This is a genomic window from Melioribacter sp., assembly GCF_049325435.1.
GTDB lineage: Bacteria > Bacteroidota > Ignavibacteria > Ignavibacteriales > Melioribacteraceae > Melioribacter > Melioribacter roseus.
Genome location: NZ_JBMOLD010000002.1, coordinates 330,311 through 346,018, shown reverse-complemented (window position 1 = coordinate 346,018; position 15,708 = coordinate 330,311). Strand labels below are relative to the sequence as shown.

Below are 15,708 nucleotides of genomic sequence, written 5' to 3'. Positions count from 1 at the left end.
CCTGTTTAGTGTCGCTTTGCTGTTGTAGCTCACACCAAAAGGATTTATTCGTGCTACAGATAACTGAAGTTTACTCTGGCAAGCGCTAAGAAACTTAAGCCAGTTATTTTCATATCCTCCGGTTGATTCAACTGCTGCAAGGATATTTGAGGCGGGATACTTGGCCAAAAAGCCAGATAGAATTTTGTATAACTTATTGTGTCCGTCAAAGGTATCATCAAGCTGAAAATTATCTTCAACAACTTTTTTATTTTCGTCAAGGATAATAAAATCAGCATATCCTTTGCTGACATCAATACCGAGATAAAAGTTTTGTTGCATAAAAGACCCTTGAATTTAATTGTGTTACAGAAATTTCAGGTAACATCAGTCTTGTAAAATACGGCTTCATTTGAGCCAAGTTATTCCTCGACTTTTACCTGAACGGAAGGAAAAAACTTAGCGACGGGCTCAAAGCCCAAGGCGCAAACCTTCTCTTCCGTCAAGGAAATAAACTTATTCATTATTTCAAAGAACTTTTTATACTTTTAACATACAAGGCGTAGACATCCAAATTATGACTAAGGTTGTGTTTGACTTGAAGCGTAAGATTATATCCTTTAGCTTCGGCGCCTTTTGTATCTTGAAGCCCGCCTTTGAATTCAATCGAATTGATTAACTGCGCGCGGCTGTTTACGGCAAAGAAAAATAGAGCAATTGCGATTAAGTATTTCATAGCTTATCTCCTTTGTTGTGGATGAAGTAGCTATGCCGGCATTTTCCTCCGCGGTTTGATTAAAGGCGGTATAAAATTCGATTCTGATTCCCTCAAATAATTTAGAATTAAAATAGCGTTTTGAAAATATTTAATCAACCGAAAAACGCTTTTCTGAGAGATTTTTCGATTGCGTTTTTGAATGTAGCAAGGTTGACGGGTTTGCGGAATACAAATTCGACGCCCAGTTCTTTATACTGTTCTTCGACCGAAGGATTGATATCGCTGCTTAGAATAATAACCGGCGGTTTGAATTTTAGATCCGAGAGCGTCAATTGTTTAACGAAATCATAGCCGTTCATAACCGGCATATTGTGATCGCTTATTATCAGCGCTGGAGACGCGCTTTTTACAATTTCAATGGCTTCCTTTCCGTTTTCTGCTTCTGTTATGGTATAACCCTCGATTAAATTTCTTATCAGCTTGGAATAGAGTATCCTGTCGGTTTTGATATCGTCGACCAGCAGGATGGTTGTAGAAGAGACGGGCACAGTAAAAATAAATTCCGAGCCTTTGCCGTACTGGCTTTTAACGTGGATATCGCCGCCGTGTTTAAGTATAATTTCTCTTACAAGAGACAAGCCCAATCCGCTTCCTTTTTCGCCCGCCGTGCCGGGCGTTGTAAATTTTGTGTCGACTTTAAATAGTTTCGGAATATCTTCCTCTTTAATTCCGGTACCCGTATCCTTAACCGAGAAGACAACGCTCTTGTTTTTAACGTCCGGCGCAGCGCTGATTGTAATAGCGCCGCCGGTAGGAGTAAATTTAATAGCGTTCGAAACGAGATTGTTTATTGCCTGAAGCAACAAATTTTCGTCGGCATGAATAAATAAATTATCGCTCAATTCCGATTTCAAATCGATTCCTTTTCTGAGAGCGGCGCCTGACAAAATTTGAATAGATTTATCGACCGCTTGTTTTACATTGATTCTGTTCGGTTCGAATTTTATTCTACCGGTTTGTAGACGCGTCCAGTCGAGCAGCGAATTGACCAACTCAAGCATATTCCTGGCGGATTCTTCAATAAAACGGATATATTGGGTCCTTTTCTCTTCGGTCAAATCTTTTTCGTTCAAAAGAAAATCGGTGAAGCCCAGTATGGAACTGAAGGGCGTACGCAGGTCGTGAGAGATAATCGAAATAAAGCGGTCTTTGGTTTCGTTCAATTCTTTCAGTTCAGCCGCCGATCTTTTCAATTCGTCCTGCGCCCGTTTCGACATTGTTATGTCGTTGACTATACCGAAAATCTTAACAATTCTTCCGCTATCGTCTCGTCGTACCGATATTTTATTCTCTATCCAGATAATGTTGCCGAGGCTGTCGATTATTCGGTATTCTAGTTTTTCGTAGTTTTTATCTGAAAATCTATAGAGCCGTTTCAGATTTTCGATAACATTAGCGAGGTCGTCGGGATGAATAATTTTCTTCCAGAGGAACCGGTCTTCCAGAAATTTTTCGGGTTTATAACCCGTTATCTTTTCGATTGCCGGCGTATAAAACACCTGGACCAATTTTCCTCTAATTTTTTCCGCAGTCCAGAAACTCTCGTCGATATTTTCCGTTATACTCCTGTATCTTTCTTCGGAAAGCCGCAAAGCTTCTAGCGCTTTCTTTTGAGGAGTGATATCGCGCAATGACCATACAATAAACTTTTCGCCCTCGGCTTCGTATGACGATACCGAGCTTTCGAGTTCGATCGGAATTTCGTCGGCTTTAATGCCTTTGAATTCGAAGCGAGACGGCGATTCCCTGCCTTCTTCGAGACTCTGAATATTCCTTCCGACTTTTATAATATCGTCAACGTCCACAAAATCGAGCGGGTCTTTCCCGATAATTTCGCTCGCGCTTTTGTAGCCGAACATTTTTACGAAAGCTTCGTTGACGAGGAACAATTTCCTTCTGTTAATAAGAGCGATGCCGTCGTGCGACGCTTCGAAAATCGACCTGATGAGCATCAAATCTTTTTCGGCTTCCTTCAGCATCGAAATGTCCGTAAGAAAAACGTTGTAATAAAGAGGCATTCCCCTGTCGTCGTAAACTGTCGAAAAACTCGCATGGACGTATATTTTCTGGTCGTGCTTTGTAATAAGAGGCAGTTCAATCGTTTCGGTTTTTCTTTCTTCGAGATCGCTCAAACTGAAGCCGTTTGTCATCAGATAATACGGTTCGACCAAATCGACGAAATAGAGCGAACTAATTTCCTGGTCGGTATAACCGAACGATTGCAACATTGCTGGATTGGCGTATTGAATCTTTCCGTTCAAATCGAGAATGCAGATAAATTCCTGAGTATGCGTAACGATTTTTCTGAACCGCTCTTCGGATTTTTTCAGTTCCAGTTCTTTACGGATTCTGAATGTGGAATCGGCGCAGATAAACACAAAATATTCTTTGACACCTTCTTTCAATTTACCGATTCGCAATGTAAAATACTCTGCGTTTTCTTCATCGTCTCCCAGTTTTATGAAATCTTCGACGTACTTGTTTTCGATCAGTTTTTGGGAAATCGAATGAAGATAGTTCCTGTCGATTTTGGAGAACAATCCGGAAACCTCTTTACCGTGTACTTCGCTCCTTTTTAAACCGAATAACCGCGCCGCCGATTCGCTCCAGTAAACGATACGATTAAAATCGTCGGCCAAAAAAACGGCATCGATCATGTTGGAAATAATATACTCGTATTTTCTGAGTTCCTTTATTTCTTCCTGGAGTAATTCTTTTTCTTTCTTGTCGATCTCTTTATTTCTGACGAGCAGCAAAACATTCCCGTTCAACGGGATAAGCGCAATGACCGCAATTTGTTGTTTATCGTCTTTTACATACGGTATTTCAGTCCAGAGCGTGGCGTTCGATTTTTCGAGCTGTTCGAAAAGCTTTTTAAACAAGATGCCGGACAAACGTCCGGGTTTTTCTTCTTTTAGCGTTGCCGAATCGAACAGGAAATTATATCGCCAGCATTCTTTCGACGAATAATTTATGTTGCCTTCCCTGTCGCAAATCAGATAACAATCGCAAATCGATTCGAAAACCTTTTTGTAATTGAGGCTTTCGTTTCCCTCTCCGGAAAATCTGTATTTAATGTCCTCGAGAACAACTATTCCTCCTTCGAATTGGCGTTCGGTATTAACGGGCACGTATTTTATAAGAACCGCCATTCGGTCGCCGGATGCGGTAACCGAAGAGTAGAGCTCCTTTTCAAAGGGTTGATTTTCCTTAAGAAGGGAGAAGATTTCTTTATCTTCGAAGAGTCCTATCTTTTCAATGTTTTCGCCTGTAATATCCGTCGATTCGAGAGGCGCTATGCCTTTGAAGCCGAAAAAAGTTTGATTTACAAAACGGACTTTGAATTCGTTCGAAAAAATCAGTATGCCAACCGGAGCGGCTTCGAACATCGCCCTCAGCTTGAGCATCTTTCCGCCGGAAGTATATTTATCTGCGCTGTAGTCGGTCATATACGTCGCTCATTTACTTACTTCAATTTATAAATTTAAGCCGAGATAATCATGGAGATTCTATTTGAGAACAAGCATTTTACGTATGTCGTTTCCGCCGTCGGTAATTAATGCGTAATAATAGACGCCGCTTGCGAGTTTGCCTCCGGGAACGTAATTGAGTTGATAGAAACCTTCTTTCTGACGCTTATCGACAAGTATTTCGACTTCTCTTCCCGTCAGGTCAAAAATTTTCAATTTCACATTCCCTTCTTTTGCGAGATAGTAACTTATGACAGTAGCGTCATTAAAAGGATTCGGATAGTTCTGATAAAGAAGATTTGCCAGCGGTATTTGACCGGCTTTCGACATAATTTCCGCTTTTGAAGAGAGAGACGCCAAAGCAAGCTGTGTCATTTTTTTGTAGAAATCGTAATTGATTCTCCACATCTGATCCAGAGGCGAATGGTAAAAAGGATTAAAATCGTTCGGCGTGCCTTTGGGCGAATAAAAATCTTCGATCAGCAATACTGCAGGATAGTTTCTGAGCCAGAAAGAATAATGGTCGCTGCGCGTTGTGCCGGGATAAATCAACTCGATGTCAAGATCGATAAGATAGTCGGCGTTTATGGAAATAATTTCATTTACTAGCAAGGACGTCAGCGGTCTTCCGTCGGAATGGAGGTCGGCTTTGAAATCATCGTTTCCGTCCCAGCCGATCATATCGAGATTGATAACCGCAATAATCGAGTCGCCTCTGAGCGCCGCATTGGCGGCATAAAAGTCGCTGCCGTGCAATCCCTGTTCTTCATTGTCCCAGAGAGCATAGACGATCGAATATTTTATATCGTAACCGGATATAATACGAGCGGCTTCGATTACGGCGGCGGTTCCGGAACCGTTGTCGTCCGCCCCGGGAGCCTCTCCTTCCGGAGGCATACTGTCGTAATGAGCGCATATAATTACATAACGGTTCGAACCGGATTTCCCTTTTTGAATTGCAATAATATTTTCGCCGTCTTCTTCGAACTTTTCGACGCTTACGTTCAAACCATAAGAACTCAGTTTTGACGTCAAATATTCTCTTGCATAAACATTCCCTTGACTTTCCTTGTGACGGGATGAAATCCTTTTGTAATTGCCGTTATGATAAAACGAATCGACGCCGGTAAGGACCCTCAGATTTGCTTTCAGACTATCGACACTTACCTTTTGGATTGCGTCGAATATCAGATAATCCGTCTGAGCGTTCGTATAGACCGCGCAAAATACGACAACGAGAAATGTTCTAATATATTTATTCGGCATAAGATTTAACTAAAATCGATTTATAATTTACAAATAATCTTTGAATTATTTGCGCTATATTGATTATTAAATAAGTCTTTATGATTTTAAACTCAGGAAGTACGGATGATAATTCAAAACGACATAACAAAATTGTTCGGCGTCAGATATCCGATAGTCCAGGCGGGAATGGTATGGGTTAGCGGGTGGAAACTGGCGTCGGCGGTCTCGGAAGCGGGCGGTCTCGGACTGATCGGCGCCGGCTCGATGAAACCGGAACTTTTGAGCGAACATATCGACAAGTGCCGGAATGCAACCTCCATGCCGTTTGGAGTAAATATACCGCTGTTGCGAGAAGACGCCGGAGATTTAATTGATACGGTTATCGGGAAAGAAGTAAAGATTGTGTTTACCTCCGCCGGTCATCCGGGAAAATTTATCGATAAATTAAAAAGAAACGATATTGTAGTCGTCCACGTGGTTCCGTCCCTGAAATACGCTCAAAAAGCCGAATCCGCAGGATGCGACGCCGTTGTGGGAGAAGGGATCGAAGCCGGCGGTCACAACGGGAAAGACGAAATAACCACTTTAAGCCTAATCCCTCAGTTAAAAGATTTTCTCGGCATACCCGTAATAGCGGCCGGAGGAATATCAGACGGCAGGTCGATAGCCGCGGCTTTTGCCCTCGGCGCCGACGGCGTTCAAATTGGAACGCGCTTTGCCGCCACCGAAGAATCCTCGGCGCATATCAATTACAAAATGAAATTGGTTGAATCCGTCAACGAGGATTCCCTGCTTATTCTGAGAAAAATCGCCCCGGTTCGCGTTATAAAAAACAGTTTCGCAATGGAAATAAAAGAACTCGAAGATTCGGGCGCCGGCAAAAAAGAACTTTTGGATAAGCTGGGTCGCAAAAGAGAACGGCTCGGAATATTTGATGGCGACGTCGAAAACGGATTGATCGAAGCCGGTCAATCGCTCAATTCAATTAAAGAAATTCTTCCGGCAAGAACAGTTATTGAAAATCTTTTGAAAGAAACTGCCGACGCAATAAAAAATCTGAAGGAAATATTCAATGAATAGCGAACGGAAAACATTGGACTACGTCTATACTTTCAAATTCGAAGACGGATTCGAAAAAGATTTTATCATTCGCCTCGACTCAGAAACTCTCGATATCATAAACAGAGAGCCGGATGAAATTCCGGATTGGGCAGATAATTCCGACTTCCCGTGCAATTCCGAAAAATGCAAAACTAACAATAAAAGTTATTGCCCGATTGCATTTCATCTCGATTCGATAATTAAATTTTTCAGCGACAGAGTTTCTTACGAAAAAGTTTCGATAACAGCCGATATAAACGGTCGTCGTTATTATAAAGAAACCACCATTCAAAATGCCGTAGGCAGTTTAATCGGCATAATAATGCCCGTCAGCGGATGCCCTGTGTTGGGCAAATTAAAACCGTTGGTGAAATATCATTTGCCTTTTTCATCAATTGAAGAAACCGAGTTCCGAGTTTATTCTATGTATCTGTTTGCGCAATATCTGAGGCAGTTAAAAGGATTGACTCCCGACTGGGAAATGAAACGTCTGCATGAATTGTACGCCGAAATTCTCGAAATAAATCGAGTAATTTCGCATAAGATCGCGCAACTCGAAAATCAGGACGCCAGCAGCAATGCGCTCATAGCGCTCGACAATTTTGCGCAGTTTATCAGCTTTAATCTCGAAGACAACGATTTTTCCCGATACGAAAAAATATTCGGCGTCTGGTTCGATTAATACCAGAAGTGAAACTGCAGCACAAAAGCGTTATTTTTATTTCCCGCCGATTCGAGATTAATTCTGTACTGAGGTCTCACTTCGACAAAACTGTACGGAAAGAATTCAAATCCCAAAATAATATGTTCGAATTCGTTATCGGGCGTTGAATCGTCATAATCAAAATAGTCGTATCTTACGACGGCGTCGACGCCGACATATATTTTATATGAAGCTTCAACCATTGCGGCTCGGCTGCCGGTTTCTTCTGCTGCGTAATCTTTAGCAATGTCGTATTCTCCAATCAACGAAAAGTATTTTAAGCCAAGCCCCGCAAATCCCCCGTACATTCTGGATCGAAGGGACGAGGACAATATTTTTCTTTCGAATGCGGCATAGGAAGCTCCGAGCAGCAGATTGACTCCGCCAATTTCTTTACCGGCTTCGAGTCGCATTGTAAAAGCGGGATCGCCCGAAAACAGCGCTCCTGATTTCGGTTTCCCGACGCTTGCAGTCATCAAAACATTATCGGTAAAATACGCTCCCAATTCAACGCCCGTTTCGATATAAAACGGGTTATACAACAACCCCTGAATTCTTCCGAGCGAAAAGAGCAGACCGAAATCGCCGCCTTTTGTGTATGCCGTATGGTCGTCAATTCGAATTCCGTAATACGGTACGAAAGAGCCCGCTTTTATGTAACTGTTATTGGGGAAAATGCGCGCAACCGCATATCCTTCCCAAATCGACTGGACAAAATCATACCTGGTTACAACGTCGATTTTTTCGGAGACCGAAGCGTTCAGATAAATGCTGCCGCTCATATCCTGAAAATCCGAACGGTCTTTTTCCTGTGAATAAAGGAACTGAGTTCTGTAATCGAAACCGATACTTAGATTTTCGGTTATCGCAGGCGAAAGGGCGAAATCTTTTTCGCGCGGAGAAATCAAACTCATGACGTTCTTCCCGAAATAAAATCCGTTTTCGTTTCTTACAATCCCGCCCGTCGGATTGACGTGGCAATCGATACAACGGTCGCCCTGACGCAATGCGAATCGGGGCAGCGCGGTTATCTCGGCTATAAAAAAGAAACCGAACGCCAGCGACAGAATAATACGTTTCATACTTCCTCGCAAAAAATTATTTGAGTAATATCATACGAGCCGACTTATTAAAATGCCCGGCTGAAATCGAATAAATATAAACGCCCGCGGCTACGTCGACATTGTTGTCGTCCTTGCCGTTCCATTCGAACTGATATGAACCTGCCGGATAATTACCGTTTACAAGCGTTTTTATTGCCTGCCCTTTAATATTATAAATCTTCAGTAAGACGAACTCGTTGCGGGGGATGGTAAAAGAAATTCTTGTCGAAGGATTAAACGGATTCGGGTAATTATTGTGAAGTTCATATTTTGCCGGAAGAATCGTTTCTTCTACGGAAGTCGGGTCGGGTTTGCTGTTCGGGTCTCCCGGATTTGTAACAAGACTTATATCTCCCGGATTCGACTGACCGGTACGCCACGAGCCGGAAGGATCCTGTAACTCCTGACCGTTAGTAAATCCGTCTCCGTCGGAATCGAGACTTGCCAGGTTTTCATCCCAAAAGTCCTCAAACCCGCCGGGCGAAACTCGGGATTCTACAGCTTGTCCGAATGCGTTTCTGGCTCCTCCTCCGTTCGGATTGACATGACAATTAGCGCAATCGAATTTGCTTCCGTTCGGTATTTTCGAGGAGCGGAACCCTCTTGATATTAATATTGTTGTGGATACAAAAAACGACAGGATTATTAATACTCTAAGTAATTTAGACATAAAGCCTCCCTTTGATAATTTCAAAACAGACGGTTGCTCATTCAAGTTCACCATCTGCGGGAAAAGTTGAAATTCTTTTTATATATTAGAGATCGACAATTAATCCGAAAGGAATAAGATGGAATTTTATCCCACTTTGCTAACATTACATATAATTTTTGCTGGCGGCTGGCTTTTCAGCGCGATAATAGACAGACCATTCAAATCGTATATTGCCGCCAACAACGACAATAAGTCGAAAGAAAAACTTATCGGACTTTATCTTGTATTGACAAACAAACTCGGAATGGCGGGAGCCGTCGGTATTTTGCTTACAGGCATTATAATGGTTATTTTAAATCCCGGTTACGGCTTTTTTGAATTTACATCGAATCACTGGCTCGTATCCAAACAAATTTTGACGCTGGTTATTCTTCTCATAATTTTCGTCTTTATTATACCGGCGTCAAAAGATCTCCGAAAGAGTATAAACGATAACAACGGCGATCCGGAGGCCAATCTGAAAAAAATCTACAAGTTCAATACAATCATAAATATTCTGGTGGGAATTAACTTCCTTTTTGCAATAACGCATCGATTTTTCGGATAATCGGAAATAATGAAAAGATTATTAATATTAGGTTCGACCGGTTCCATAGGAAAAAACACTCTGAAGCTTGTAAAGGAGTTTAATGGCGAATTTGAAATTGCAGGATTAACGGCTCACAGCAATATCGATTTATTGCAGGAACAGATCGAAGAATTCAAACCGCCGACTGTAGTTGTAAGCGACAGACAAAACGCAAAAATTCTGGGAGACCGAATCGGGGAACGGTGTGAAATTCTTTACGGCGAAGAAGGTTTGCTCGAAATTGCCAAACGAAACAATTACGACATTTTGTTGTCGGCAATCGTCGGCTTTGCCGGGTTGAAACCCACGATCGAATCGATAAAACTCGGAAAAAGAATCGCCCTCGCCAACAAAGAAACTCTGGTTGTTGCCGGCGAGCTAATCATCGAGCTTGCAAAGAAATTCAATTCGGAAATCATTCCCGTCGATTCCGAACATAGCGCTATTTTCCAGTGCCTGCAGGGCGAATCGAAAAAAGAAATTGAGAAAATAATACTTACGGCTTCCGGAGGTCCTTTTTTGAACAGAGACAAAACGGATTTTGAGAGCGTGACGATAGAAGAGGCTCTCAATCATCCGAACTGGAATATGGGCAATAAAATTACGATTGATTCCGCTACCATGATGAACAAAGGATTGGAAGTAATTGAAGCTTATTGGCTCTTCGGATTAAAAAAAGAACAAATTGAAGTTTTGATTCATCCGCAATCCGTCATTCATTCGATGGTCGCTTTCAGGGACGGCTCGATCAAAGCTCAATTGAGCGCACCGGACATGAAACTGCCGATACTCTATGCGCTTACTTATCCCAACAGACTCAATTACGGCGGCGTAAAGACGGATTTCAAAAAAATAGCGCAACTGACGTTTTTTGAGCCGGATTTTGATAAATTTGTATGTTTGAAATTGGCATACGACGCAATCGACAAGGGAGGCATTGCCCCCTGCATTCTAAATGCGGCAAATGAGCTGGCGGTCGACAAATTTTTATCGGGCGAGATCAAGTTTTCGCAAATTCCAGTAATAATCGAAGACGCTCTCGATAATCTTTACGAAGACGCGGAGTTGTCGCTGGAGATTATAGAATCGTATGACAAAAAAACTCGCAATTACATAAACAACAGGTACAAATAGAAAAAAGATAATTATGGACTACATTATATACTTTGCAATAACAATCGGAATACTTGTTTTCGTGCATGAATTCGGTCATTTTGCGGCGGCTAAACTTTCTAAAATGAGAGTGGATATTTTTGCAATCGGATTTGGCAAACGCCTTTTCGGCTGGAATAAGATAACGGGATTTACACTCGGCGATTTGCCCGAAGATTGGGACGGAAACGGACATACCGATTACCGACTTTGCCTTTTTCCTTTGGGCGGTTACGTTAAAATAGCCGGAATGATCGACGAGAGTTTCGATACGAAATTTACAGAAAGCGAACCTCAACCCTACGAGTTTCGTTCCAAATCGACTTTACAAAAATTGTTTGTCATTAGCGCCGGAGTGATAATGAATCTGGCGTTGACGCTGATGATATTCTGGGGCATTAATTATTTCCAGGGTAAACAGGTTATAAAATCAACTACCGTCGACAAAGTAGTTCCGGGGAGCGTAGCCGAGGAAGCAGGATTCCGGTCATACGATAAAATATTGAAAATCAACGACGCGCCGGTTAAAAACTGGGAAGACGTTATTTCGCGCATGCTGATTCAGAGCCAAAAGAATATCAACGTTACCGTCCTAAGGGACAACCGGGAAATATCGTTGACCATTCCGCATAACGTAATTGCGGAAAATTCACAGGAAGGATTTTTTATCTATCCGTATCCCACGAAGCCGTATATTCAGGACGTGGTAAAAGATTCGCCGGCTGAAGAAGCCGGAATTCAACCGGGCGATATTTTCCTGGCAATCAACAATATCGAATTGACCGACAGAGAGAGGGCGGTCGAATTGATTTCGTCGAATCCGGGCGCTCCGCTCGAAATTAAAATTTTGAGAAACCAGGATACGCTTTTGACAAAAGTAACGCCGGCAGAGGACGGGAAAATCGGAATTGTAATAACCGATATTTACTCGGGCGATTTCGACGTAATTAAGTACGGCGCCTTGGAATCGCTTACGCACAGCATATCGAATATCGGCAACTATACTATGCTTACTTTTTCGCTGTTGAAAAAAGTGATTACGGGAAACATAGCTTTCAATCAGGCATTCGGAGGACCCGTTAAGATAGCTCAGTTTGCGGCTAAATCAGCCGACAGCGGTATAATGTCGTTCCTTCTCTTTTTGGCGATGTTGAGCCTCAGTCTTGCAATCATTAATATACTTCCCTTTCCCGCGCTCGACGGAGGTCATTTGCTCATCATTCTCGTCGAAGGCATTTTAAGGAGAGAGCTTCCGGTCAAAGTCAAAATCGCAATCCAAAATGCCGGTTTCATTATTCTTTTAATGTTGATGGCATTTATTATCTACAGCGATCTGATAAGTTTATAATCGTTCTTTGAGTTTGGTATTCAAATAGTTCTTTTTAATTAACGGAAACAATGCAAACAGAAATATGAGTATGTATTGTTTCCGTAATAAACTCCACCTCTTTTTGTTTCACATACCTAATAAAACTAAACAAGCGGAGCAACGCCGATGAAGCATTATATTATTTTCGCGCTCTTGATTTTTGCAATTGCGCTTACTGCGCAGGAAAAAGAATATAAACTTGATGAAATATACGTTACTGCGGGCAGAGCGCCAATAACTTTCAAAGAGATTGCCCGAAGCATTGTAGTAATCACATCCGAAGAAATTAAAAACCTTCCTGCCGCGAGCCTGGAAGATTTAATTGGCTCGGTCGCTTCCGTCGATATACGCACAAGAGGAATTAACGGAGTCCAGAGCGACGCCGGCATAAGAGGCGGCACTTTCGAGCAGACGTTAATACTCATCGACGGAATAAAAGTGAGCGACCCTCAAACGGGACATCACAACCTGAATCTGCCCGTATCGGTTTCCAATATCGAACGCATTGAGATTCTGAAAGGTCACGGTTCCAGAATTTTCGGCGCCAATGCTTTCAGCGGGGTAATAAACATAATTACAAAGAAGAGAAACGATATGGCCGCCGAAGCGACCGCCGAAGGCGGCAGCTTCGATTCGTACGCATATTCATTGAACGCTTCTATTCCCGCTTCATTGATTAACAGCGCCGTCGCTTTCGGCAGAAAAAAATCCGACGGTTATATTGCCAATACGGATTATGATATCACCGATTTTTCGATAAGTCAAAATGCCGGCGTAGCCGCCCAAGCGATTAATTGGTATTACGGATATACGAACAAAAAATTCGGAGCTTATAATTTTTACAGCGACCGCTTCCCGAATCAGCGCGAGGAGACCACAACGAATTTATTTTATGTCTCTTCGGAAATAAATATATCGGACATACTTTATTTATCGCCCAAAGCGTACCTGCGCAAAAACAAAGACGATTATATACTCGACTACACGCGTCCCGAATGGTATCACAATATTCACAAATCGACGTCTTACGGAATAGAACTGCAGTCGACTCTCGTTTCGGATTTCGGGAAACTCTCCTTCGGCGGAGAGTATAGCGGAGACGAGATAGAAAGCAATAATTTGGGCAATCACACGAGAGAGAAAAAAGGATTTTATATCGAACAGATGTTTTCACCCATCGATAAAATAAATTCCTCGTTCGGATTTTATGTGTATAAATATGCAAAAGCCGGATGGAAAATTTGGCCCGGATTCGATTTTGCATACAACATCGACGGCGCGACAAAAATATACACAACGCTCGGCAAATCCTTCAGAATTCCCACATTTACGGAATTGTACTACGACAGCCCGGCAAACAAAGGCAATCCGGAATTAACCTATGAGGAAGTGAACAACTACGAATTCGGCTTAAGCCGGCGCGCTATCAATTACACGTACGACTTGAATGTATTCCTTAAATCCGGTTATAATTTAATCGACTGGGTAAGAAAATCCGAATCGGAACCGTGGCGCGTCGAAAACGTCACCGAGTTAAATACAACAGGTCTGGAAGTAGCTTTCGGTATTAATCCTTCTTTTTACATATCCGGTTTCTTTATTAAAAACGTAAACCTCGGTTATACATATTTATCCTACGACCGCAAAGCGGAAGGTTTCGAATCGAAATACCTGATCGACAATTTGAAACATCAATTAATATGTTCCGTTTCCTACCGGCTCCCGTTGAATATAAATCAAACCTTGATTTTGAAGTACGAAGACCGTTTGAATTACGGTTCTAATTTTTTGACGGACACTCAGCTTAACTACGGCGGTTCGTTTTACCAGGTTTACGTTCGAATATCGAATCTGTTCGACGTTAAATATGAAGAAATACCCGGGATATTGTTGCCGGGCAGACGGATTACCGCTGGACTCAGAATTAATTACGAAGATTTCAAATGACAATAAATATTTTTGAGCTTCTTTTCTTATATTTGCAGCTAAAAAAAAGCGAGGTGTGTCATCGAAAAGAGTCGCAATGAAACAGTCGAAAAGATCGTATCGCTTGCAAAGCGACGCGGATTTGTATTTCAATCAAGTGAAATTTACGGCGGATTGAACGGCTGCTGGGATTACGGTCCCTTAGGCGTTGAACTTCTCAGAAACATCAAAGAAGAATGGTGGAAGGCTATGACCTACCGAGACGACGTCGAAGGATTGGACGCCGCTATTCTTATGCATCCGCGCGTATGGGAAGCCAGCGGACACGTCGAGAATTTTACCGACCCGATGATCGATTGCAAACAATGCAAAGCCCGGTTCCGCCTCGATACCCTTACCGAAATGATTTCCGACAAAAATAAAGAAAAAGCTCTCAAAGAATTTGATTCCGTCGAAGGCGAAACTTTAGACGATAAATTTACCGCTCTGCTCGAAAAGCCGGAAACAGCCCAAAAGCTTTTGGACATAATTAACTGTCCTCAATGCGGCAACAAAGGCGCTTTCACACAGCCTCGGAAATTCAATTTGATGTTCAAAACTTTTTTGGGTCCTGTAGAAGATTCGAACAACGTAATTTATCTCCGTCCTGAGACCGCCCAGGGTATTTATGTTAACTTTTTGAACGTGGCTAATTCAAGCAGACAGAAATTACCTTTCGGAATTGCACAAATTGGCAAAGCATTCCGGAACGAAATAAACACCAAGAATTTTCTTTTCAGAACTCGTGAATTCGAACAGATGGAAATGCAATACTTTGTTAAACCCGGAACCGACAAAGAATTCTACGATTACTGGAAAGATATTCGGATTCAATGGTTCAAGTCGCTCGGCATGACGCCCTCCAAACTCCGATTCCACGACCATCCTGCCGACAAGCTTGCGCACTATGCCAAAGAAGCCACGGACATCGAGTATGAATTCCCCTTCGGCTGGGGAGAAATCGAAGGAATTCACAACAGAACCGATTACGACTTGAGCCGTCATCAGCAGTATTCCGGGAAATCGCAACAATACTACGACGACGTTTCGAAAGAAAAGTACATTCCTTATATTATAGAAACCTCGGCGGGCGCCAGCAGATCGTTTATGGCATTTTTGATAGACGCTTATTACGAAGAAGAAGTAAAAGGCGAAACCAGAAGCGTGCTCCGTTTTCACCCCAAACTCGCGCCGATCAAAGCCGCTGTTTTGCCGCTGGTCAATAAAGACGGCATGCCCGAAATAGCGCGTAAAATAGAATCCGACCTGCGCCCGTATTTCAAAATCTTTTACGACGACAAAGGAGCCATCGGCAGAAGATACAGAAGAATGGACGAAGCCGGCACTCCTTACTGCATTACAGTCGACACTCAAACGCTCGAAGACAACACAGTTACCGTCAGAGAGCGCGACTCGATGGAACAGGAAAGAGTCTCTATCGACAAACTCGTCGCTTACCTGCAGGAAAAGTTAATATAATAAAGGCGGCTCCGAACGAGCCGCTTTTTTTATTCCTATAGCATTCCAAACCTTATTTTTTTATTTTGAGCAAATAACTAG

Annotated in this window: 13 protein-coding genes; 7 read left to right on the top strand and 6 right to left on the bottom strand. The window is 42.4% G+C overall.

What is annotated here, in order from left to right; translation table 11 throughout:
* The 4 genes from ACOYVE_RS03080 to ACOYVE_RS03065 all read right to left on the bottom strand — a co-directional run.
* Positions 1–321 (bottom strand): IS110 family transposase (locus ACOYVE_RS03080; RefSeq protein ID WP_422880735.1); only part of this gene is annotated, 321 nt, incomplete at its 3' end.
* A gap of 181 nt (positions 322–502) precedes the next feature.
* Positions 503–715 carry a hypothetical protein gene (locus tag ACOYVE_RS03075; RefSeq protein WP_014855331.1) on the bottom strand — a complete coding sequence of 71 codons (213 nt, stop codon included), beginning with the start codon at positions 713–715 and terminating at the stop codon, positions 503–505.
* Positions 716–849: 134 nt separating this feature from the next.
* Positions 850–4,206, bottom strand: a complete 3,357-nt coding sequence (locus tag ACOYVE_RS03070) for a PAS domain S-box protein (RefSeq protein ID WP_014855332.1) — start codon at positions 4,204–4,206, stop codon at positions 850–852.
* Between the two features lie 60 nt (positions 4,207–4,266).
* Positions 4,267–5,493, bottom strand: a complete 1,227-nt coding sequence (locus ACOYVE_RS03065) for a M28 family peptidase (RefSeq protein WP_014855333.1) — start codon at positions 5,491–5,493, stop codon at positions 4,267–4,269.
* A gap of 105 nt (positions 5,494–5,598) precedes the next feature.
* On the opposite strand from ACOYVE_RS03065, the gene ACOYVE_RS03060 reads away from it, so the two are divergent.
* Positions 5,599–6,555: an NAD(P)H-dependent flavin oxidoreductase gene (locus ACOYVE_RS03060; RefSeq protein ID WP_014855334.1), complete on the top strand. Its 957-nt coding sequence runs from the start codon at positions 5,599–5,601 to the stop codon at positions 6,553–6,555.
* Entirely contained in the window at positions 6,548–7,258 is a 711-nt protein-coding gene (locus ACOYVE_RS03055) for a DUF6901 family protein (protein ID WP_014855335.1), read from the top strand. Before ACOYVE_RS03060 ends, ACOYVE_RS03055 begins: the two co-directional genes overlap by 8 nt.
* Here ACOYVE_RS03055 and ACOYVE_RS03050 read toward each other — a convergent pair.
* Positions 7,255–8,361: a hypothetical protein gene (locus ACOYVE_RS03050; protein WP_014855336.1), complete on the bottom strand. Its 1,107-nt coding sequence runs from the start codon at positions 8,359–8,361 to the stop codon at positions 7,255–7,257. The two genes, ACOYVE_RS03055 and ACOYVE_RS03050, sit on opposite strands and share 4 nt — an antisense overlap.
* A gap of 16 nt (positions 8,362–8,377) precedes the next feature.
* Entirely contained in the window at positions 8,378–9,052 is a 675-nt protein-coding gene (locus tag ACOYVE_RS03045) for a FlgD immunoglobulin-like domain containing protein (protein WP_014855337.1), read from the bottom strand.
* Positions 9,053–9,170: 118 nt separating this feature from the next.
* Between ACOYVE_RS03045 and ACOYVE_RS03040 the strand changes: the two genes are divergently transcribed.
* The 5 genes from ACOYVE_RS03040 (at position 9,171) to ACOYVE_RS03020 (ending at position 15,627) form a co-directional block, all read left to right on the top strand.
* Complete coding sequence (locus ACOYVE_RS03040) at positions 9,171–9,641, top strand: hypothetical protein (RefSeq protein WP_014855338.1); 471 nt, start codon at positions 9,171–9,173, stop codon at positions 9,639–9,641.
* A gap of 9 nt (positions 9,642–9,650) precedes the next feature.
* The gene (locus ACOYVE_RS03035; protein WP_014855339.1) at positions 9,651–10,796 is read left to right on the top strand and encodes a 1-deoxy-D-xylulose-5-phosphate reductoisomerase; all 1,146 of its coding nucleotides are present in this window, start codon (positions 9,651–9,653) and stop codon (positions 10,794–10,796) included.
* Positions 10,797–10,809: 13 nt separating this feature from the next.
* Positions 10,810–12,162 (top strand): RIP metalloprotease RseP, encoded by a 1,353-nt coding sequence (gene rseP, locus ACOYVE_RS03030; RefSeq protein ID WP_014855340.1) that lies wholly within the window; start codon positions 10,810–10,812, stop codon positions 12,160–12,162.
* A 147-nt stretch (positions 12,163–12,309) separates the two neighbouring features.
* The gene (locus tag ACOYVE_RS03025; protein WP_014855341.1) at positions 12,310–14,130 is read left to right on the top strand and encodes a TonB-dependent receptor plug domain-containing protein; all 1,821 of its coding nucleotides are present in this window, start codon (positions 12,310–12,312) and stop codon (positions 14,128–14,130) included.
* Between the two features lie 60 nt (positions 14,131–14,190).
* Positions 14,191–15,627 carry a glycine--tRNA ligase gene (locus ACOYVE_RS03020; protein WP_041355803.1) on the top strand — a complete coding sequence of 479 codons (1,437 nt, stop codon included), beginning with the start codon at positions 14,191–14,193 and terminating at the stop codon, positions 15,625–15,627.
* Positions 15,628–15,708: the final 81 nt, after the last annotated feature.

What these genes read in the sequence shown, in the direction of transcription:
- ACOYVE_RS03075 (WP_014855331.1), bottom strand. Translation starts at nt 715, where the DNA reads ATGAAATACTTAATCGCAATTGCTCTATTTTTCTTTGCCGTAAACAGC.
- ACOYVE_RS03070 (WP_014855332.1), bottom strand. Translation starts at nt 4,206, where the DNA reads ATGACCGACTACAGCGCAGATAAATATACTTCCGGCGGAAAGATGCTC.
- ACOYVE_RS03065 (WP_014855333.1), bottom strand. Translation starts at nt 5,493, where the DNA reads ATGCCGAATAAATATATTAGAACATTTCTCGTTGTCGTATTTTGCGCG.
- ACOYVE_RS03060 (WP_014855334.1), top strand. Translation starts at nt 5,599, where the DNA reads ATGATAATTCAAAACGACATAACAAAATTGTTCGGCGTCAGATATCCG.
- ACOYVE_RS03055 (WP_014855335.1), top strand. Translation starts at nt 6,548, where the DNA reads ATGAATAGCGAACGGAAAACATTGGACTACGTCTATACTTTCAAATTC.
- ACOYVE_RS03050 (WP_014855336.1), bottom strand. Translation starts at nt 8,361, where the DNA reads ATGAAACGTATTATTCTGTCGCTGGCGTTCGGTTTCTTTTTTATAGCC.
- ACOYVE_RS03045 (WP_014855337.1), bottom strand. Translation starts at nt 9,052, where the DNA reads ATGTCTAAATTACTTAGAGTATTAATAATCCTGTCGTTTTTTGTATCC.
- ACOYVE_RS03040 (WP_014855338.1), top strand. Translation starts at nt 9,171, where the DNA reads ATGGAATTTTATCCCACTTTGCTAACATTACATATAATTTTTGCTGGC.
- ACOYVE_RS03035 (WP_014855339.1), top strand. Translation starts at nt 9,651, where the DNA reads ATGAAAAGATTATTAATATTAGGTTCGACCGGTTCCATAGGAAAAAAC.
- rseP (WP_014855340.1), top strand. Translation starts at nt 10,810, where the DNA reads ATGGACTACATTATATACTTTGCAATAACAATCGGAATACTTGTTTTC.
- ACOYVE_RS03025 (WP_014855341.1), top strand. Translation starts at nt 12,310, where the DNA reads ATGAAGCATTATATTATTTTCGCGCTCTTGATTTTTGCAATTGCGCTT.